This is a genomic window from uncultured Mediterranea sp. (assembly GCF_902493215.1).
GTDB lineage: Bacteria > Bacteroidota > Bacteroidia > Bacteroidales > Bacteroidaceae > Bacteroides.
In genome coordinates this window covers 314,033-336,882 of sequence record NZ_CABUOL010000001.1, presented here as the reverse complement: position 1 = coordinate 336,882, position 22,850 = coordinate 314,033, and the positions used below count along the sequence as shown (strand labels likewise).

The 22,850-nt window shown below is 42.9% G+C and carries 11 protein-coding genes; 2 read left to right on the top strand and 9 right to left on the bottom strand.

Features of this window, described 5'->3' with window-relative positions; all coding sequences use genetic code 11:
* Window positions 1-126: 126 nt before the first annotated feature.
* The 7 genes from RDO88_RS01220 to RDO88_RS01190 all read right to left on the bottom strand — a co-directional run bounded on the left by RDO88_RS01220 (window position 127) and on the right by RDO88_RS01190 (window position 18,650).
* A complete protein-coding gene (locus RDO88_RS01220; protein WP_307757614.1) occupies window positions 127-2,517 on the bottom strand; it encodes a chondroitinase family polysaccharide lyase in 2,391 nt (796 codons plus the stop codon).
* 180 nt (window positions 2,518-2,697) lie between these two features.
* Window positions 2,698-4,377 carry a RagB/SusD family nutrient uptake outer membrane protein gene (locus RDO88_RS01215; protein WP_307757613.1) on the bottom strand — a complete coding sequence of 560 codons (1,680 nt, stop codon included), beginning with the start codon at window positions 4,375-4,377 and terminating at the stop codon, window positions 2,698-2,700.
* A gap of 11 nt (window positions 4,378-4,388) precedes the next feature.
* Entirely contained in the window at window positions 4,389-7,409 is a 3,021-nt protein-coding gene (locus RDO88_RS01210; protein ID WP_307757612.1) for a SusC/RagA family TonB-linked outer membrane protein, read from the bottom strand.
* 29 nt (window positions 7,410-7,438) lie between these two features.
* A complete protein-coding gene (locus tag RDO88_RS01205; RefSeq protein WP_307757611.1) occupies window positions 7,439-9,241 on the bottom strand; it encodes a RagB/SusD family nutrient uptake outer membrane protein in 1,803 nt (600 codons plus the stop codon).
* A 33-nt stretch (window positions 9,242-9,274) separates the two neighbouring features.
* On the bottom strand, window positions 9,275-12,424 hold the full coding sequence (locus RDO88_RS01200) for a SusC/RagA family TonB-linked outer membrane protein (protein ID WP_307757635.1): 3,150 nt from the start codon (window positions 12,422-12,424) through the stop codon (window positions 9,275-9,277).
* 319 nt (window positions 12,425-12,743) lie between these two features.
* Window positions 12,744-14,291 carry a sulfatase-like hydrolase/transferase gene (locus RDO88_RS01195; RefSeq protein ID WP_307757610.1) on the bottom strand — a complete coding sequence of 516 codons (1,548 nt, stop codon included), beginning with the start codon at window positions 14,289-14,291 and terminating at the stop codon, window positions 12,744-12,746.
* Between the two features lie 288 nt (window positions 14,292-14,579).
* Window positions 14,580-18,650: a two-component regulator propeller domain-containing protein gene (locus RDO88_RS01190; protein ID WP_307757609.1), complete on the bottom strand. Its 4,071-nt coding sequence runs from the start codon at window positions 18,648-18,650 to the stop codon at window positions 14,580-14,582.
* Between the two features lie 159 nt (window positions 18,651-18,809).
* Here RDO88_RS01190 and RDO88_RS01185 point away from each other — a divergent pair, with 159 nt between their 5' ends.
* Together RDO88_RS01185 and RDO88_RS01180 are read left to right on the top strand one after the other, a co-directional pair.
* Entirely contained in the window at window positions 18,810-19,889 is a 1,080-nt protein-coding gene (locus tag RDO88_RS01185; protein ID WP_307757608.1) for a phosphotransferase, read from the top strand.
* A gap of 12 nt (window positions 19,890-19,901) precedes the next feature.
* Complete coding sequence (locus tag RDO88_RS01180) at window positions 19,902-20,561, top strand: carbohydrate-binding family 9-like protein (RefSeq protein ID WP_307757607.1); 660 nt, start codon at window positions 19,902-19,904, stop codon at window positions 20,559-20,561.
* 66 nt (window positions 20,562-20,627) lie between these two features.
* Here the strand turns inward: RDO88_RS01180 and lpxA are convergent, their stop codons facing one another.
* Together lpxA and RDO88_RS01170 are read right to left on the bottom strand one after the other, a co-directional pair.
* Window positions 20,628-21,395, bottom strand: coding sequence for an acyl-ACP--UDP-N-acetylglucosamine O-acyltransferase (lpxA, locus tag RDO88_RS01175; protein ID WP_307757606.1), 768 nt, complete (start codon window positions 21,393-21,395; stop codon window positions 20,628-20,630).
* A gap of 19 nt (window positions 21,396-21,414) precedes the next feature.
* A complete protein-coding gene (locus RDO88_RS01170) occupies window positions 21,415-22,803 on the bottom strand; it encodes an efflux transporter outer membrane subunit (RefSeq protein WP_307757605.1) in 1,389 nt (462 codons plus the stop codon).
* Window positions 22,804-22,850 lie beyond the last annotated feature (47 nt).

Genomic DNA, 22,850 nt, shown 5'->3' with positions numbered 1-22,850 from the left:
TCATTTTAATAGGTTTTATTTGTTAGACTTGTGTGAAGTTGGTTATTCAAGAACAAATCTATGGATATTTGTTGATTTTGCATAACAGGATACGATAAAAAGTATGTTCTCTGGATGTTTTAGCTGTTAACGTCCTACTGGAGTGAGCTGAATATAGCAGGGGAGACCATCTTTCAGTTCAACGGTGAGTTTTGTATATTCTCCATCAGGCGAGCAAGATAAAATACTCTTGTCCAGACACCGTTTGACATGCCAGCACCCTTTGAAAATTAGGGTTGAATGGGTTGGGCTCGATTTCCAGGTTTTCTTTTCTTTGTCGTTCTGAGGTCTTAGGTCCGGACTGCATATAGCCAGATCCAGTAAATTCTCTTTTTTAGAGAAACGCTCCATCAGTAACAGTGGTGTATCACTTGCCTGTAAAAAACCATCCTGTAAAGACTTGGCAGGTGCAAACAATGCGTAAGCCAATGTTTTTGAAGGTTTGTGCTTTATGATGTGTAAAGAATCTGCTTGTTGGCATATTTCGAATATACCTTTTTTCTTGTGGAATAGTTTTCGACTGTGTGCTGATAGTTCCTGAGGTGTAGTGCCAGGGACTACTACGAAACAATATTTCTTATTGGAAGGTTTTACACCATGATTGATGTAAGCTTTCGAAACTTCAAGACTATTGAACGATGATTCGGTAATACCTTCTGGTCCAGGTGTGGATTGGGTATTGTTGACAACAACCAATGGGTCATTACCTGCCGGAATAATATATCCGGTTGAATAAGGGGTTATCAACCAATTATTTTTATCTGTTTCTAGAATGACGTTTTTACCTTTTCTGATTTTCTCCCCATTAAGAATCATACAATCATTGTTAGGATTGTTGATAGCCTGGAATAAGTTGGTAGCAGTAATCTGGTCATTGCCATAATTCCCATTTGAACAGATTCCACTTCCTAGACTTAATAAGAAGCCGTCAAAAACAAATACAGATTTACAGAATGAAAGATTGGTTGGCTCAAATCTTCTTCCTCCCCAATGATCGCCTTGATTGAAAGAGGCTGCAAATATTCCACAGTCTTTCCATGATAATGCACCTGAAAAATTCGTTGTCTTTGCCCATTGGTCAAAACGATCGGTATTATTCCCGTTAGGCATCATTTCTTTCCAATCAGTATAATGTACGGTGGTGGTTCCTGGCACGACATTCCAGTCCCATCCTCCCCGTTTTCCGCTGAAGCGTTCCCAGTTGTCAGGGTATCCAGACTCTTTCAGCGGACCATTGTATATGATTTCCAAACTTCCGTGACTTTGGTAACGACCGAATCTATTTGTTTTGCTATAGATTTCACCTCCCCAAAAACGGGTTGTCGGGCATCTCATGGTTGCTACCCAGTTTTTATAACGATAGATACCTACAGGACTATAATTGAATTGATAAAATCCGTCCAGTTTATGCGGAGTGATGTCCTTATAGACGTTTGTTTGGAAAAAAGCATTGTAATAAGCAGCCAGGTCTTTATCAATAGTTTCTCCTTGGATGTCTCCTCCTATTTCTACTAATTTTTGAAACAACTCGGAGCCGAAGTCTACTTGTAATCCGGCAAAAGGATGTCGTCCAGCCAGGCTATTGGCAAAATAATGTTGTTCGCCAGATATTGGCAGATTGGCCATTAAATATTCACTGACAACAGCTCTCTTGATTCTTTCATAGGCGTTCTTGTCTATTCGGAAATCTGTCCCTTTTAAACGATATATATATTCAACCCATGTTTTATAAGCATACATATAACCATTATAATGTGTCCTGTGATGAAATCCTGTCCCATCAATTTTTAGGCCATCCATATCGCCTTGACTATATTCTGTACACGATGACAAATAGTGGGAAAAAGCTTTTAGATCTGCAATGGCTTGAGTCTCGTCAGGTTGTTGTAATGCGCAAACGAACAGGTGAGGCAATACGTTATAAATATAATCGGTGTTGATGTTTTGTTTAATGATATCGGTACTTGCATAGAGCTTGTTGAATTCAATCAAAACTTTTACAGCCTTTATCAGGTCCTTTTTCTGCTGTATATTACATGCTGGTAAAGCTGATAACAGATGAAAGGGTATTTCTCTGACATTTCCATAACTGCTATAAATCAATTTAGGAATACGGGCTATGATTTTGTTATCTAATGTTTTTTGAATAAAATCATTGAAAATAGTTTGTTGGTTTACATTCGATAATGCTGCGTAGGCTAAGCTATGAATTACCTTTGAAAAGTTTAAGGCTTCATTCCAATCCATGCTTTCTTTTGCTTCGTAAGGGAAAGCTTGTGCCAGTTTAATAGCGTCTTTAATCTCTTCATCTTCTACTTTATTACATGTCCAAGGATATTTTTCTTTTAATCTTAGCAAATCTTGTTTTTGCTGTAGACTGTACTTGCAATCTTGAGCATAAATTATAGGGAATATAAGAAAGAGAAAAATAAAGATTAAAAATGAATGGATTGTATTTGACAGGTAATAAGTTTTCATAAGCATTCTTGTTTTAGGAAGAAATTTTGGACTGGAATTTGATATCATGGCTTTGACGGTCTTCTTTGGGTATAAGCTTAAACTGCTGAGATAGATATGATTTCTATCCCAGCAGTTCGTTTTGAGGTTAGAAGAATATCCAATATATCTATATTGGTGTGGCGTTATGTCATTCCGATTTTACCATCCAGGATTCTGGGTTAAATTCGGATTCACAAAAATCTCATTTTGGGGAATCGGATAAAGATACATCTTGTTGTCCCAAACACGTTCCTGAACTTTAACTTTCTCGTATGACAATGTTCCGTTATTATTCAGAATCTTCACTCCGTAGATATCTTTTACAAGTTCGCCTTGCTGCCAGCGACGAATATCCCAGAATCTGTGGTCTTCAAATGCCAACTCTATGCGACGTTCTTTGTGAACCTTTTCACGGAATTCGTCTTGTCCGTTAGCTACAACCGGTGGCATATTGGCAGCACTGCGTACCTGGTTCAGAGCTTCCCGTGCAGACAAGGGGTGCTCATTGTCTGTATAATCAGGGTTCTTCCATTCGTTCATAGCTTCTGCATAGTTCAGTAGAATTTCTGCATATCGGAATGCGGGATAGTGATGAGGTTTCTTTACAGGCTTAATAGGATCGATCGATACACTTTCATCAATCATTTTCTTTAGATAATATCCTGTTGTGGTGGCTCCTTCAAGTGGATATCCGTTTTTACCTCCTTCAAAAGTTTCCAGCTTGATTTTTTTGAAGGTATAGCCGTTGCATAGAATTGTTTTGTAGAAACGAGGATCTCTGGTCGGTTTTCCATCCTGATCATAATACATGTTTGCGACATGTTCAGGGTTGTTCCAATCGAAGGAACTACCATCTTTCATCTCGTATTCGTCTACAAGATTCTGGGTTGGAACATTTCTTCCCAATGATACTTCTCCGAAACCTCCAACAGGGAAATTATTCATTTCAAATGAATTGTTTTCAGAAGTTCTGGTCTCAAAAATCAATTGCTTGGAAGTCAAGACGTCATTTCCACTTTTGTTCCATAATGGATCCTTGTCTATCTTTTCCAGTGAATAAACTCCCAAATTTATTACATCGTATGCAGCGTCAGCAGCCTTTTCCCAAAGGGCAGGATCATTGTTTTTGTTGAACAATGGACTGGCTGCATATAGTAAAGCGCGAGAACGGATGGCATAAGCAGCACCACGGTTTACACGTCCTACTTCCTGTCCGATAAAGTCTACAAACGATAAGGGCAGTTCTGGAGCTAACGTTGCACATTCTTTGTCGATGTAGTCTATGACATCTTTGAAAGAGGATTTCTCAATAGAGTTAATCTCATTTAATGAATATGTCTGGAGCACCAGCGGAATATCTCCATAGCGTTTGGCCAATTCGAAGTGGTATAGAGCACGTAATACTTTTACTTCTTTCAAAGACATGCGGGCCTTCTTAAGTTCATCTTCATAGTTCTTGTCCCATTTGAATATTTCAAGGGCTTCTTCAGAATAGTCTTCCAAGAACATATTGGCATCATGAATGAGTTCATAATATCCCCCCCATTGATTGTCAATCTGGTTGATGGGACTCCATTTATCATTATAGATATCATAAACAGCATTGCTGTTCAGTGTATACATGGCGTTGTCTGTAGCCGATTCGCGCAATGCGCTGCCAATACTTCCAAAATCAGATGGAAGTTTCCGATAGATTGCTGTAGACAACGATTTTATATTGTCAAAAGCAGCATAAGCATCTTCTTGAGTGATTCCCTGTGATTCATCAAAATCCAGGAAGTTGCAGCTGCTGAGTGTTGCAGCTGCGAGTATGCCAATATAATATTTCTTTATTTTCATAATGTGTTTCTTTAGAAGTTTACGTTTACACCGAAATAGACGGACATCAAATCCGGGTAGTTGACAGACAAATCTTCGCAATTTGAGTAGGCAATATGGTCTAATGAGAATAAGTTGTTTCCTCTAACATAAACTTGGCAATTGTTAACTCTCATTGCGTTGGTTATTTTTTTAGGCAAATTATAATAAACATTCAGGTTGCGTAATTTGAAATACGATCCGTCAGCCAACCATTGAGTACTATTTTGAAAATTGTTAGCATTATTCAATGTTGTCAATCTTGGCAGATTGGCTGTAGCTTTAGTGTTTTCTGTCCACCGGATATTATCTTCAGTGTACCATGTAGATAAATTGTTGGTACCATTTCGCAAAGCCCAATATACGCTTGTAGATGTTTTGGAGTCGTCTGAAGCCAACATTCTGCTTACTTGTCCTATGCCTTGGAATACCATGTCTACTCCAAAGCCTTTGTATTCAAATCCTAAATTGAGGCCGTAGTAGAAACCTGGTGTTGTGGAATGTCCTATTGCAACTACATCCCATTCGTCAATCTTCTTGTCACCATTCTGATCTTTATATTTGATATCACCAGGACGTACATCCGAGAACATTTGTTTGGGGCTGTTTTCGATTTCATCCCAATCATTGAAATATCCGATAGCTTCGAGACCGTAGTTCTGTCCCAGACGGTCACCTTTCTTGTATAGCCATTCATACGGTTGATATCCCTCGCCATTTTCTATAATTTCTGTTCTCATTTTTGAGAAATTGCCTCCCACATAGTAGGTAAAATCGTTACCTATCTTGTCTTTCCATGACAAGGACAACTCAAGTCCTTTGGTATCTATAGCTCCAATACATTGCTGAGGAATTCCGGTTCCTATAACATCAGAATAAAGTGATGTCGCGTTTACAAGCATGTTTCTACGTTTGTCCATATAGAAGTCTGCTGCCATTGACAAACGTTTGTCCAACATTTGCAAGTCCAAACCTACATTGTATTTATCTGCCATCTCAATGTCCAAATCTTCAATAGCAAGTGCTCCTGCAATCAAACCCGGGGTACCTTGGGGAGTGATACCAAATTGGTAACTTCCTCCACCTACCCAGAATCGTTTGTCGAGGTCGTAACCGATGTTGTCATTACCCGAACGTCCCCATGAAGCACGTAATTTCAAGAAATCAACAATATCTTGATTCTTCATGAAAGCTTCTTCGGAAACAGTCCATGAAGCAGAAACAGCAGGATATGTTCTATATTTGTCATTTTTTGACAGTACACTTGTACCCATCCGGTTCACAAGTATGTCAATTCCATATCTGTCAGCATAATTATAACCTGCTGCAAACATATAGGATTGACGGTATTTGGAGGCATTTCTTCCTTTGGGAACGTATGATTGCTGCCAATATTGTGCCAAACCACTGATCGAATGCTTTCCGAATGAACGATTATAGGCTACATTGCCTTCAATAACAGTACGCATGTATTGGCTGTTAAGCCCTCCGTTGCTGATAGACAACGCTTCATCTTCACCTTTCACCTCTGTTACAACTTCATAGTTTCCGGTTTCAGGATTCAAGACCAGATAGTTTTGTTCATATTCATATTTTTGTGTACCTGTTTCTTGGAATACTGCATCATTGTCGTATGCAATCGAGAGACTGGCACTCAAACCTTTGGTGAGCATAGACAAATCTTGATTGATACGCAAATTGGATTGAAGCAGACGTCGGTCTGTTCTGAAATATCCTATATCTGCAATTTCTGCAATGGGGTTGTGAGGGAATAATGTACTTCCTCCCCATTTGCCCGATGTGGTTTTTACGGGATATGCGGCAGCCGGAGTATCATATAAGTAGCCAAACATGTCTGTTTCACCGGTTCTTGGACGGTTCTCTTCTCGGAGTAAACCAAACATAGATAAGGTGGCCGTTGTTGTATTGGTTATGTCAATATCCAAATTGATACGTGCGTTCAAATCGTATTTCTTCATTTGCGCATCGTATCGATCGGACATGCTTGTGAGCTGTTTGTCCAAAATACCTTGGTCGTTTTTATAATTAATCAAGGCATAATAACGAACAGACTTGCTACCTCCCCGGAAAGATAAATTCAGCTGATGGTTGGTTGTATGATTGCGTAACGCTTCACCCAACCAATCGGTATTGGCATATAAATCGGGTTGGCTTCCATTTTTGAAAGCCTCCAGTGCCTTGTCATCATATTGAAGAGGAAGTCCATCGTAATACAATGCTTCATTCTTCATTTGAGCGTAAGTATAACCGTCAACGAATTCGGGCTGGTTGATAGGCATTCCCATACCGAAGGTATAGTTGACGTTGAATTCCCTTGAATTGTATTGTCCACGTTTGGTTTTGACGTTAATGACTCCATTAGAACCGCGTAACCCCCAAAGAGCTGTTGCAGCTCCGTCTTTTAATATGGTGATGCTTTCAATTTCCTCCATATTGACATATTGCAAATCACGGGGAACGCCGTCAACCAATACCAAAGGTTCTGTTCCACTGAAGGCTCCTCCACCACGGATGGTCAGAGAAGCATTGTCTGTCCATCCAGTATTTTGCTTTACAAGAAGTCCTGGGAACATTGCGTTCAAGGCATTGGTAAGGTTGTGGGTCGAATTCTTTCTCAGTTCATCTCCTGAAATTGTTGTGAAGGATTGACTCTTGTTACGTTCTGTATAGGACGTTCCTTGGTTTTCAGTTACAAAATCCATATCAGTCAAACTGATTTTCATGGAGTTGTCAGAAATCCACAAACGTCTTGATTTACCATCGGCGTAATTCACCTCGATATAGTCACCCTTTTCTGCTTTGAGGGTAAATACACCGTTTTCATCAGTAATGGCCTTATTGTTGGGTGTGTCTACTGTACAAACGGCTACACCTTTGACAGGGGTACCATTAGCATCTTGAATAATGCCTGTAATTGTTTGTTGTGCTTGTGCTACTGCAGAACATGAAAGTAACCAAGCCAAACTGAACATGAATATATTTTTCCTTTTCATCGTTCTAAATTAATTTGATTAAGAATTGATTATTCCCATCCAGGATTCTGTACCAAACCATATTTTTTATTAATCTCTTCCAATGGTAGCGGTACTAAGTAATACTTGTCATCCCAACGTTCTACCCATACACGTTTGTTGGGGAAGAATTGTGTCGGTTCATGTCGGAATGATCCGTCATCTTCTTTCCAGGTGTCGAGTGTATATAGTTCGACATCCAGATAGTCTTTATGTTTCCATCTGTTGATATCGAAATATCGTACTTCTTCGAATCCAAATTCCAATGCGCGTTCGCGAAGAATCGTTTCACGTAAGTCAACGCCCGGAGCGACCATCTCAGGAGTATACCCCCACATTTCAACTCTGTCACGAACCAGATTAATATAATCGTATGCATTTCTTCCGAATTCGTCCTTTTGCTCGGCTATCCCTAATTCATTCATTGCTTCGGCAATGCTCAAATATACTTCCGGCAGTCTTAATAATGGGCATTCATAGAATTTATTCTGAACATCCTGTCGTAAGTCTTGGGTATGTTTACGGACTGCATATCCTGTAATGGCATAATTGTTCCAGATCCAGTCTCCATTTCCTTTACCGCCCATACGGTTCGGCGCATCGCGTCCACCCCAATAGATTTCTGCTTTTCGGCCTAACATTTTGTCTTGGTTTACTATGACAGTTTCATATAAGCGCGGGTCACGAACCATGTTACCGTCTTGATCAAAGAACGGATACTTTTTGTGAACTGGATTGTCCCAGTTGAATTCAGATCCATCCTTCATTTGGAACATATTGATATAATTCAATGTCGGTTGTCCGGCTCCATATCTGATTTGTGATACGGCTTTTCCGTTGACATTCCATTTCGTGAATCGATGACTGCAAATCAGAATCTCCCGATTGGCGCGTGTGAAATATCCATCCCAAAAGTCCTGACGGGGATTTCCTGTATCTACTAATTTATAGAAATCACCATTCTTTTGATTTTCGCGCAGGAAAGCAAGTCCGGCATCCAGTGCTGCTTGCCAACGTTGCTTATCGTAATTTCCCCACCAGGTGTAGTGAAGATCGCTAGCTTCGCCTGCTCTGAAAGGTTTGTCGCTATTGAAGAGAGGACTGGCTGCAAACAAAAGAAAACGTACCTTCAATGCCATCATACCAGCTTTGGTCATACGGCCGTCTTCCAGTTCATCTACGCTCCAGGGGAGCATTTCTGCAGCTTCGTCAATCAAGGCACATACTTTGTTGACCATTTCTTCAACAGTCAAGCGTGTGAATTTCATTTCTTCTTCAGGAGTATATGCTTTGTCAATCCATGGCATACCTCCCAGATAACGGAACATTTGTGCGTAATGAAAGGCAATGATTGCTTTGGCTTCACCCTTGCGGATACGTTTTTCTTCTTCTGTCATATCCGGAACCCGGTCTACATTCTCTAAAAACAAGTAGGCCTTACGAATACCCCATGTTGCAGAAAAGGCACCGTCTGTTGTATTGTACAGCAACTGATAAGGGCCTCCGCCTGGATCGGCTGCAGAAATCGTTCCTTTGTGATATCCGTTTCCACCACCTTTGGTCATATCTGCCAAATCGGTCAAAGACTCCAATATACCCCAAGACAATCTGTTCTCATGGGGTTGGAAGTCTGGTAAAGTGTGGTAAACTTGTGCTAATGCTTGTTCGGCATATACTTTATGGGCATATACGCTATCAATGTTCATTTCATCACTCAAAGGCTTTTCGAGAAAAGCATTTCCGAACTTGAAATCGTCGCATCCGGCTATCAGTAATGACGAACACAGAAATAGGCTACTGATATATTTTTTCATAAAAGTTTCTTTTAGTAATTTGTTGTACTGATTTTAGAAAGTGATGTCCAAACCTATATTGTAGATTTTTACAACAGGATAGCGGTCGTTGTACCAGTCTGGATTGGACTCGGGGTCCATAATCTTCAAATGGTCGAAAGTTAATAAATTGTATCCTGTGAACTTGATACCCAGCTGGCTGATACCAATTTTTTTGAGGGCCGGCTTGTTGGTAAAGTTATATCCAACTGTCAGGTTTTTCAATTTTAAATAAGAACCGTTTCTCACCCATAGGTCGGATTGGCTATAATTATAGTCTGCATGATCTTTGGAGAGGCGTGGAGCTGTGGCTGTTTCAGCAGTTTCTGGTCTCCAGATTCCTTCGGTCTGATATTGCATCAAGGTTCCATTGAAAGGATCGCTAAATTGCTGAGAAAGGATAACGGAACGTTCGGCTGTACCTGTCCAGTTCATGGAGAAATACAATCCTTTATAGTCCAGTCCATAATTCAGACCGAATGTGTAGTTCGGACGTGATGAGAATCCGATTTCACATTGGTCATCGGTATCGACCCGGCCATCATTATTCAAATCTTTGAATTTGACATCACCGGGGAGTGGGTTGAGCTGAGGAACAGGCATACCTTCTTTTAAGTTATAGACTTTGTTTCCTTTACTGTCGGTAGTGATATCAAAATCTTCATCATTATAGAAGCCGTCACTTACGTATCCGAATACAGCTCCCACTTGTTTTCCAGTACGCCATAAGTAAGGCTCGTTTGGTTCTACTTCATCCTGATAGATGATTTTATTTTTGGCGTATGACACGTTTGCATTGATGTAGTAATGCAGGTCCTCACCGATACGGTCGTTCCACCCGATTTCAACTTCATAACCTTTATTTTCTACCTCACCCATGTTGACAACAGGCAATAGTGATGAAGTAAAGGCTGTAATTGCCGGTATTGTCTTACGGGCAATCAAAATATCTTTTCGGTTTTCAATGAAGTAATCGAATGTAACCTTCATGCGGTTGTTCAGGAACTTTAAATCGATACCATAATTTTGCTTTAATGATGTTTCCCATGTAACGTTGCGGTTACCAAGTCTGTTTTCCAGAGCTCCAGGAATAATGGTCGTATTGTCTTTTCCAAAATTATAGCCCCATTGGTTGTTTCCCCATGTCCCATCCAATCCAGTTTTGTCTACATCATATGTATCGGGCAAATAAAGGAAACGGTTACTACTCATGTTGTCGTTACCAACCAGACCTAATGTTGCTCTGAATTTTAAGAAATCGAGGAACTTTATGTTTTTCATAAACTTCTCTTCGGAAAGGATATAACCTAATGAAACGGCCGGGAAGGTTCCGAAACGTTTTTCAGGAGAGAAGTTCTCGGATCCGTTATAACCAATATTGAATTCAGCTAAATAACGGGACTTGTAATCGTATGTAATACGGCCTACCAAACCAACATAAGCTGTCGGTATGAAACTGTATTGGCTGGGATAGTATTTTTTACTTTGATTATACAGTAATAATCCTGTTACATTATGGTCTCCAAACTTACGGGCATATCGGAGGCTGGCCTCAAAATACCAGTCACGGCTTCGGCCTGTACTTTCGCTATATGTAGGTTTTTCTTCATCGCCGGTTACAAGGTATACAATCTCTTTGTTATAATTAGGATCAGTGGGAAGCATTTCAGGGTTCTCCATCTCTGATTGGTAGTAGGCATGGTAGGTTCTTAATTGGCTAGCCTGTTTTACCATACCCTTGTTGAAATTATAGCTGGTATTATAAGCACCCTTTACTTCTGCAGAAAGTCCTTTGGTAAGAAAATCCAATTTTTGAACCAGATGCAAATCCATGTTTAGTGTATTTGTGATGTAACTCATGTGGCCTCTATTGTATATGGCACCTACAGGGTTATTATTCACAATATCACCATATCGATTGTCAATAACTACATATTTCCCATCTATGACACCGGGACTACTAAATGGTTGGCTGTTGTTGATTGTTCTCCAAATGTCTTGTTCGCTTACAGCAGATTGCTTTCTATCTCCTACAACACCACCTATTCCAACTTTTAAAGTAGTACTCTTGCTTAAATCAATGTCGAGATTGCTTCGGTAATTGAAACGGTTATAGTTGTAGCCTTCAGAACCATTGCCGAAATCCTTGAACAAGCCGTCTTGGAAGAGATATCCTGCTGAGATAAAATAGCGGATATTGTCTGTTCCTCCTGAAATGTTCAAGTTATGCTGTGTCTGTACAGCGGAATTTTTCAGCATGTATTCACGCCAGTCCATACTTGGGTACATCTGCGGTTCGTCACCTAAACGGAAGCGCTCCAGGTCGTATTCGGTGAAGTAACGGTCGGGATCTCGTCCGTCATTCTTCTCACGCTCTCTGAATAAGGTGGCATAAGTATAACTGTCTGCATTATGTAACATACGTGTGGGAGTCTGGATACCGACTGAAGAAGATAAAGAAACTTTAGTCTTGCCTTTTTCACCACGGCGAGTCGTTACAAGAATTACGCCGTTGGCACCTCGAACACCAAATACGGCAGTAGCAGAAGCGTCTTTCAATACGGTTACGTCTGCTATTTCATTGGGGTCCATCTGGAAGAAACTACGTTCTACACCATCCACAAGAATTAAAGGAGCTGAACCGGATTCAGTCAGAGCTCCGGCACCACGGATAAAGATTTTGGGGTCTTCGGCTCCAGGTTGTCCGCTGGATTGTACTGAAGCGAGTCCTGGAATCTTACCGGACAAGGAGTTGGCAACACTTGCATTCGGTGACGCCAGCAAAGCATCAGTTTTCACAGAAGAGATGGCACCTGTTAATGTCTCTTTCTTTTGCACACCGTACGCAACAACCGTGACTTCTCCCAGCATGTTGCTGTCTTCACTCATTTTGACGGTAATGAATGTCTTTCCTTTAACAGGGATTTCTTCGGTAGCATAACCGATAAATGAAATCTGTAAAACACTCGTTTCTTTGTCTGGGACAGTGATGGTGAAATTACCATCTAAGTCGGTAATTACACCAATGGTCGTTCCTTTTACCAGAACGTTGGCACCGATAATAGGTCCCATTTCATCTGAAACTTGCCCTTTTATAGTTTGTTGTTGGGCAGAAACTGTTCCTGTTATCACAGAGAATAACGTGAACAATAGCCAAAAGGCCATTTTCTTTTTGAAATAAAATCGTCTCATAATATTAAAATAGCTTCCATGTTTAACAACGTTTTGTTCAAGTGAATATAAAACTGGGCATCAATAATGATGATGCGATTGATAGTTTGCTATCAATCGGAAGAGAATGCAAGGATCTAACTACTTCGTTTTTTCATGATGATGTCATTTTAAGGTAATTAATGCTGTTTTAAATAAGTTTTTATATCGCAAAATTAGTTTGCATCTCCTTTTATGGAATGCTTATATCGTTCACAAATGGTACAATTCCGTACAAATGTCCCTTGTAGGGTATTGAAGGGGGATTCTTGGATTATTTATGTCCTCCTTTTATCCCCTCCAGCAATTTCGCCAGCTGTTCGGCTTTCTGTGAATTGTCCTTGAAGACATTGTTCTTTTCGGAAGGATCTTCTGCCAGATTGTACAGCTGTGCCTCGCGGGAATTTCCCAATTCCATTTTTGTCCAAAACTCGATGGCAGGCTGGTCGCTGGGTTCTATATATTTCCAATTGCCTTGAATGATGGAGAGGGTATTGTTCAAATTTTGTTGGACTACGTATTCGCATCCGGCAGTATCTTTACCCAAGAATGTCGCAAGCTGATTGCGGCTGTCGGGGGCGGCTCCGGCAGGTAACTTATAGTCCAAGAGATTGGCCAATGAAGCATAGACATCAATCATGGAGAACAATGCCTGTTGTTTGCCCGGCTGGATGGCGGCCGGCCAACGTACAATGAAGGGAATGCGCGTTCCGGCCTCGTAGGCGCTGTATTTGCCGCCACGGTAGTGCTTCATCGGTGTGTGGCCGTTCAGCAATTCGCGGGCTTGGTCCTGATAGCCGTCGTCGATGACGGGGCCGTTGTCACTGCAGAATACGAAGAGGGTGTTGTCGGCAATACCCAGGCTGTCGAGCGTGTGCATGATTTCTCCCACTGTCCAGTCCAGCTGAAGGATGACATCACCACGGGTGCCCAGTCCGCTCTTACCCGCAAAACGGGGATGGGGTACACGCGGAACATGTATGTCTTGGGTTCCCATATAGAGGAAAAAAGGTTGGTCCTTGTGGTCAATAATGAAGTTCTTGGCTTTGTCTGTGATGACATCCGCAATGTTCTCGTCCACCCATAGCGCCGATTTGCCGCCTGTCATCCATCCGATGCGGGGAATGCCATTGATGATGGTGTTGTTGTGCCCTTGGCTGGGTTTCAGTTTGACCAGCTCCGGATTTTCTTCTCCGGTGGGCCAGTTGCCTACCTTGTGTTCATAGCTTACAGTAATCGGGTCGTTCGGGTCGAGACCGTCTACATGGCCGTTTTCCACGAAGACACAGGGAACGCGGTCGACAGTAGCGGGTATGATGTATTCGTATCCGAAACCGATGTCCTGCGTATTGGGCTTGATGAGGCCATTGAAGTTGGTCCCTCCTTTGGGACCCAGCCCCAAATGCCATTTCCCGATGGCGGCCGTAGCGTACCCCTTTGCCTGGAACATATCGGCCATTGTAACACAGGCGGTGTCGATGATAAGTTCAGAATTGCCGGGAGCGATACCCGTATTTTTCTGTCGCCAAGGGTACATGCCCGTAAGCAGGCCGAAGCGTGAGGGAGTACTGGTCGATGATGTGGCGTATGCGTTGGTGAACTGCAGTCCCTGGCCGGCGAGACGATCAAGGTTGGGGGTACTGATTTGAGTGGCACCATAACAACTCAAGTCACCGATTCCCAAATCGTCGGAGATGAGATAGATGACATTGGGCTTGTCATTGCTCCTTGTCTCTTTTGACTGTTTGGAAGTATGGCCGCATGCTGCCAGCAGTGTACATCCTGTAGGAAGCAGGAATAAAATGTGGAATGAAGTCCTCATGGCGTTGATGTTTGGTTTAAAATTCACGCAAAAATAGAGGTTGCTTCGGGATGCGGGTGTGAGGAATCGTTCAAAGAAAGTCGAAAAACGTACATGAAAGCCTTTTTCGGGAACTTAGGTAGCAGGTTGTGGCTGCCGACCTTGTAGGATACCTTGCACAAGATGCCATCTTGAGCAGCATGAGATGCCATCTTGTGTAGCATGAGATGCCATCTTGTGCAACATGAGATACCATCTTATGTTATGAATGGTACAGACTATCTTGTCGGAACATTCTGTCTTCGAGTGTCATTCCTTGTCGCAACCCTTGTCTGTGTCGGTATCTTCTCCTTTCCGGTAGGCCAATGGGCTGATGTGGTAGACGTCTTTGAAACATTTGGAGAAATAGCGGGAAGAACTGAATCCGATGCGGTCTGAAATCTCTGTAACGTTCAGTTCGGGATTGTTGCGCAGCATGTAAGCGCCCTTTTTGAGGCGGATGGTCAGAATGAATTCGTTGGGCGTCTGTCCGGTAATGGCTTTCAGTTTGGCAAAAAGGTTGGTACGGGCCATTCCCATCTCTCGGGCGAAGGTGTTGACATTGAACTCTGCATCGTCCAGGTACTTTTCGATGACAGCCATGGCGCGGTCGAGGATGTCCTTGTCGATAGGGTTTGTGGCCAGTTGCTGTGCAGTGGTTTGTGGCTGTTTGCTGAATTTCTCTTGCAGCAGGATGCGTGAGTTCACCAAATTGTTGCATCGCGAAATGAGCAGACTGGTATTGAAGGGTTTGGTGATGTAGTCGTCTGCACCGATACGGAGGCCTTCGATATTTTGTTCGATAGCGGTACGGGCAGTGAGAAGAACTACAGGAATGTGGCATGTGTTGAAGTCGGACTTGATGCGTTTGCACAATTCGGTTCCCGACATGCGGGGCATGACAACATCGCTCACCACAATGTTGGGTTGCTCTTTGTTGATTTGTTCCCATGCCTCCTCTCCATCTGCAGCGGTCATTACTTGATAGAAGGGTGAAAAGATTTCTTCCAGCATTTGGCGTATGGAGTCGTTGTCTTCTACAATCAGTATTTTGTGGGAGCCGGATGCCTGGGAAGTCTGCCGATACTCTTCCATTTCGCTTTTCAGCAGAATGTCCATTTCCGGTTTCTCAATGTCTATCTGTTGGCTGACTGGATTGCGGTGGTCTATTTCTTCTTCCTTGTACAGACTGTTACCCAATGGAAGAGTAACGATGAATGAGGTCCCTTCCCCCAATGTACTTTCCACACGGATGCTGCCATGGTGCAATTCAACGATACCCTTGGTCAGGGCAAGTCCGATACCTGTCCCCGACGATTTCTTGATGCCTTCGGAGGTAATGGTATCTACCTGATAGAAACGGTCGAAGATTTTGTCGATTTCCTTGGCGTCAATGCCGTCTCCTGTATCGCTTACACGGATGATGGCATTCCCGTCCTCGCTGCCGACAGACAGCGTGATGACATCTTCCGGGCGGGTATGCTTGATGGCGTTGGATAACAGATTGTTAACGACCTTCTGCATTTGTTTTTGATCGTACCAGACTTCCAGGTCTTCTGTCTCTTTCTGAAATTTCAGTTCTACCTGCCGGGTACGGGCATACTCCAAAAACAGCAGGTAATTTTCGTATAGGAAATCAATGATGTTGTGCTGGCTGACTTTAATTTTCATGTGCCCCTGCTCCTGCTTGCGGAAGTCGAGCAGTTCGGTGATGAGTTCGCGCAACTGGATGCTGTTCTTGTACATGCTCAATACCTTGTTGTAGAGTACCGGAGTGAAATTCTGTGTCTGAAGCAGTGTCTCGATTTGAGAGATGATTATGGTGAGCGGTGTGCGGAACTCATGGGAGATGTTGGTGAAAAAACGTAGTTTGGACTGGTTGAGCAGTTCGATGTCCTGTGCATGTTTTTTCTCGTATTTGAGTGATTCTCTTAATTTAATGCGCATCTTGTAGGTGCGGATGAGATACCAGGACAGACTGCCGATTGCCAATGTATAGAGCAGGTAAGCCCATATGGTTTTGTAAAATGGAGGCAATATGTGAATGCGAAGCTGGACGGGCGGGCAAATGTCGTCCGTTTGGTTCTTGGCTTTAATGATCAGCGTGTAAGTGCCGGGATTGAGGTTGGTATAGGTAATGGTATTGCTGGCATGTGTATCGGTCCATTTGTTGGAAAACCCTTTCAGCTGATAGATTATTTCATCTTTATTGGCTGCCACATAGTTGGAGGTAGCAAATTCAATGGTAAACATGGATTGTCCGGCCTTGAGCGTTATTTCGGGAGTGTACCGGAAGGCTTGTGGCAAGATACCGCTTTCATCTCCTGTTTCTATTTCTTTCCCATTGACATAGAGTTTTGACAGGATGATGTTATAAGGCTTTTTGGGGAAATGCAGTCTGGTTTCTTGGAAAGCTACCATCCCTTTGGTACTGCCTAGAAAGATTTCACCGTCACTTGTAACGCATAAGGCGTTTTCGTTGATGGAAGACAAAGGGAAACCATTGTCGCGGTTGTAATTTCGTGTTTTCATGGTGTGCTGGTCCAGGATGGAAAGACCTTGGTTGGTGATGAGCAACAGGTTGCCGCTGACGGGGGATTGTTGTGCGGCATAGATACAGTCGCTTACCAATCCGTTGTGCAGCTGGTCAAAGTTCTGAAAATTATCAGTTTCAGGACGATAAAGATCCAGACCGCTTCCTGACGTTGAAAACCAGATATGGCCCTGCTTGTCGCATAATATGTTGTAGACATTGTTGTTGCTCAGGCTGTTGGGGTTATCGTTGGAATGGCGGTATTTCTTTAATTGTCCGTCTTTGAAGTTGAACCGGTATACACCTTCACCGGTGGCTGCAACCCAAAGCTGGCCTTCTCTGTCAAACTCAATGTCGGCCACCATTTTTATCATCTGTCCTTCTTGTGTGTCCTGAAACAATTGGCGGCATCGGCCTGTAGCCTTGCTGAGCAGGCATACTCCGTTTTGGGTGGCAATGACCAAACTGTCGTGACCATATGGTTCGATGTCGCGTACGATGTTGGAAGGTAGAGTGTTTGGATTGCCTTCCTCCATACGATGATGAGTGAAACGTCCGTTTCGTATATCCAGACGGTCGAGACCACCTAAATGAGTACCAATCCAGATTTCGTTATGAATCGAATCATAATAAAGGGCTTTGATATTGTCGTGAGCAAGAGTGTTGGAATTGTTCTTGTCCGAACGGTATCGGCGGAACTCATTTTTATGTCGGTCAAGGTAGTTTAGGCCGCCACCTTCGGTCGCTATCCATAAATTATTGTCTTTATCTTCTACAATACGTCCTACAACAGGGGCACTTAATCCTTCTTTTTCATTGGATGAATAGTTATAGACGGTATAGATGTTATATTCCGGATTGAAATAGTTGACGCCGCCAAAGTAGGTACCGAGCCATAAAGTGCCTTGCTGGTCTTTCACAATGCACCAGACAGAAGAATGTGTCAGACCGTCTACCTGGTAATTGTTGGCTGTGTGATTTTGGAAACGCCCGTTCTTTTTGTTGTATTGGTTCAATCCATTGAACGTCCCAATCCAGATATTCCCTAAATTGTCTTCACAACATGCTCTGACGAAATTGGAAGAAATGCTGTATGGATTGTTGGCGTCGTATTTGAAGTTCTGTATACTGCCATCAGTTTTGATGTTGTACAAACCATCATCCCAACTTCCTATCCAAAGCTCTTTTTCATTGTCTTCATAGATACTGGTAATGTTGCCGGTTGGAATGGGATGCGACAATTCGTGATTGTCCAGCCGCATGCGATAGACTCCCTCACTTGTGGTACCTATCCATAGATAACGGCCATCGGAATGCATACAGTATATTTCCGGATTTTTGCCGGCCAATTGGTAGTACAGGTTGAAGTTGCCGGTACTTTCGTTATAGATATATATTTCGTTATTCTTGGCTATATACAATCCATTGTGATAGTATATGCTTTGTATGTTATCAGCTATCAGTGTTTTGAATTGTTGTGTGTGGAGGTCCAGTTGGGCCACTCCATCATTGCACAACAGATATATTTTCCCGTTCTGGTTACCGGTAATTGCATTGACGCTATTGCTGAAAAGGCTGTGTGGATTGTCTTTCTCCAACTTGTAGGTCTTTATGTCTGTACCGTTATACCGGTTCAACCCTTCACGGGTACCAATCCAAAGCAATCCGCTTTCGTCGATGTAAAGGCTGTTGACCGAAAACTGCGATAAGCCGTCTTCAGTGGTCAAATTACTGAATGTTATGTTTTGCGCCTGAAAGTACGTCGTTATAATGCAAAATATACAAAAAAGTAATGAACGGATAGCCATTTTTTTAACATTAAGAGTGCTTTTTACAGATCTGCAGACAAATATAGAAAGTTTTTATACAATCTTGCGCTTTTTTCTTTCTGTTTTTTCGTTTTTATCTGTTTAAATGCCTAATTTTGGCCATTCATCAAGTTATGTGTAAATTAAAATTTTTGAATCATGAAAGACCTTTTATCTATTGTATCTCATTTTCAATTGGCGGATACAGTGCGTGAAATCAATCCCTTGGGATCGGGTTTGATTAATGATACCTACAGAGTCGTTACAGCAAACAGTAATCCTGACTATGTGCTGCAGCGCATCAATCATGCCATTTTTCAGAATGTGGAGATGCTGCAGGCAAATATTGAAGCTGTGACCCGCCATATCCGTAAAAAATTGGAAGAAAAAGGCGAAACGGAAATCGACCGTAAAGTATTGCATTTCTTGCCGGCCGACAATGGCAAGACCTATTGGTTTGACGGTGAGAATTATTGGCGCATCATGGTGTTCATTCCACGCGCCAAGACATACGAGACGGTAAATCCGGAGTATTCGGGCTATGCCGGACAGGCATTCGGTAATTTTCAGGCAATGCTGGCTGATATTCCAGATCAGTTGGGAGAAACAATTCCTGATTTCCATAATATGGAATTCCGTTTGAAACAATTGCATGATGCTGTGGCTGCTGATGCTGCGGGCCGTGTGAAGGAAGTTCAGTATTATCTGGATGAAATCGAACGTCGGGCAGAAGAAATGTGTAAGGCAGAACGCCTTTATCGGGAGGGCAAACTGCCTAAGCGTGTATGCCATTGCGACACGAAGGTGAACAATATGATGTTCGATGAAGATGGCTCTGTACTTTGTGTTATCGATCTCGATACGGTAATGCCTTCTTTCATATTCTCCGATTATGGCGATTTTCTCCGTTCGGCTGCCAATACAGGTTTGGAGGATGACAAGAATCTTGATAACGTGAACTTCAACATGGATATCTTCAAGGCATTTACCAAGGGATATCTGGATTCAGCCAAATCGTTCCTACTTCCCATTGAAATCGAGAACCTGCCTTATGCGGCTGCATTGTTCCCTTATATGCAGTGTGTACGCTTCTTGGCCGATTATATCAACGGTGATACGTATTATAAGATACAGTACCCTGAACATAACCTGGTACGTACGAAGGCACAGTTCAAGTTGTTGCAGAGTGTGGAAGAACATACTCCTGCCATGAAAGAATTCATTGCTTCTTGCATCTGAAATCAATGTGTTATGAGTCCCAAAGAAATGAATGTCAAAAGACTGGATTGTCTTGTGAACAAGGCTGAAGAGGTTCCGGCTTGTTTTGCGGCAAATAATGTGGCTTATCAACCAATTACGAATGTTAATTGGAAGGATGAATATCCCTATCAGCCCAACGTCGAATTTGCGATAGCTTATACGGATGAGGCTGTCCTTTTACATTATCGAGTTACCGAGGCTTCGGTGCGTGCTACAGCAGGGCATGATAATGGTCCGGTATGGGAGGATGCCTGCGTAGAGTTTTTCTCGATGCCTGGAGGTGATGATGTATATTACAATGTGGAGTGTAATTGTGTTGGTACTTTGTTGATAGGTGCGGGAGATTCTCGAACGGGACGGCAGCATGCTCCCGAAGCTGTGCTAAGCCAGGTGTCGCGTTGGGCTTCTTTAGGAAAGGACGGATTTGAGGAGCGTATTGGTGAGTGCAGTTGGGAAGTGGCTTTGGTTATACCTTTCTCGGCCTTTTTCCTTCATCATATTTCTTCGCTTCAAGGGAAATCTGTTCGCGCTAATTTTTATAAGTGTGGAGACAAGTTGCAAACCCCTCATTTCCTGTCTTGGAGTCCGATAGATTTGCCTAAGCCCAATTTCCATTGTCCCGACTTTTTCGGTACATTGCATTTTGAGTGAGTTGTCCCAATCAGATAAAAAAATGGCTGGATATTTTAGTCCAGCCATTTTTTTATATGTACAACCTTATTTTACAATACCTTGTGAGCCTCTGATAAAGTTGATGATATTATGTATCTCCTCGCTCATCGGAACTTGGTCTTCAATTTTCTGTAAGGCATCTTGTATGCTGAAGTTACCTTGGTAAACCAGTCGGTAGGCATTCATGATGTGGCGTAGGATACGTTCCGTTACTTGGTTCTTGTGTTGGAGTACCATAGCGTTCACACCATGATATTCAGCGGGATTTCCAGCCATGATAATATAGGGTGGGACATCCTTGGGGATACGGCAACCGCTTTGTACCAATGACCAGCTTCCGATATGACAATTCTGCTGCAAGAGAACGTTGCTGCTGAGGATAACGCAACTGTCTATGCGACATTCACCGGCAACGGTGGTTTTGATACCCAATACACAGTGGTCGGCTATCTGTACATCATGACAGAGATGTACTCCATCCATCAGATAATTTTCATTACCGATTTTTGTACATTGTCCTTCGTGTGTACCGCGGCTGATTACTACATTTTCTCGAATGTCGTTTTTATCTCCGATTACAAGCAACGTATGTTCACCCGTATATTGAAAGTCTTGTGGCTCGGCTCCCAATACGGCTCCATGATGAATTTTGTTATCATGCCCCATGCGGGTACCGTTCAGGATACGGGCACCAGACATGATAATGTTGTTGTCACCGATTTCCACATCTGCTTCGATGTAAGCAAACGGTTGCACGGTTACGTTTTTGCCGAGTTTGGCGGCAGGGTCTACATAAGCTAATGGACTGATCATAATATTGTGATGTTAAAGGTTATTGTCTTCCTCCACCCAGTGCCTGATACAAACTGATGACAGCCTGCATGCGGCTGAATGCATCGCTGACTTCTGAAAGCTGTGCGCTTAGGTAAGATTGTTCAGCTGACAAGACTTCCAGATAAGTTGACGTGCCTAAGTTAAACAATTCTTTTGTATAATCGGCTGCATTCTTGGATGAATTTACTTGCATGTTGCGTGCCGTCACCTTTTCAGTACATGACTGGTATTGGGTAAGGGCATTGCTGACCTCATTTCCAGCGTTCAGCAAAGCAGTCTGGAATTGAATTTTGGCTTCCTCCTGTTGTGCCTTGGCTATTTTCAGCTTGGCGATATTGGCTCCGTTCTGGAACAGAGGTTGGGTGAGTGAAGCGATTGCACTGGCCAATAATTTACCGGGATTGACGATTCCTGCCCCTGCACTGTTGGTCCAGCCGGCCGATCCACTGAGTGTAATCCGCGGATAGAAATTGGAACGTGCTACGTTTGTATTGTAATATGCAGCTGCCAGAGCCTGTTCTGCCGCTTTCACATCCGGTCGATTGGACAGTAACTGAAGAGGGATACCTACGGAAAATTCACTGGGAAGTTTCTGGTCTTCCAAAACACCGCGTTCGATGGCATGCGCCGGTTCACCCAGCAAGAGGCAGAGTGAATTCTCTATTTCGCGGATATTGGCACGGATATCGGGCAGTGAAGCCTGTACTTGTGCGTATGCGGCACGGCTTTGTTCTACAGCTGCCTCAGTGGTGTTGTAGATGCCTGCATCCTTCATGGCTTCCATTGTTTCGGTATTCTTTTTCAGGATTTCTGCGGTCCCTTCGGTTATCTGTAACTGGCGGTCAAGCATCAACAGAGTGTAGTACAAGTTTGCGGTGTTGGCAATGAGCTGTACACGGGTGTTCTGTTCGTATGCCTTTGTTTGTTCCAAAGTAACCTTGGCCTGGCGTTTCAGGTTCAGAAGCTGGCCTGACAAGTCTATCTGCCAGCTGGCAGTGACAGGTAACGAGTAGGTTTGTGTGGCTTTCCCTTTATCCCAGCTGCTTACTGTTCCCTGGGGGGATAGAGTTAAGGACGGTATGAAAGCCAGTTTGGCTGCAAGTAACGGAGCTTTTGCCTCTTCAACCTTCAAAGCGGCAGTAAGAATATCGGGGCTGCTTGTAAGAGCTTGTTCGATATAGCCCTGCAATTGAGGATCGGTAAATACTTCCTTCCACGGCAGATTACCGAAGTTGGCGGTATCCGAAACCAATGTATCGTTGGCTGCTAGAGTGTCGCGGTACAGGCCGGCAGTCATGATATCCTCGGGGCGGTCGTAGGTTTTATAGATGTGGCAACTGCTCAACAAAGCAGAAGCGCACATCAGAACTATGATTTTTTGTTTCATATTTATGTCTCTTCGTTGAGGTTGAAGGATGAAACAGGGATTCCATC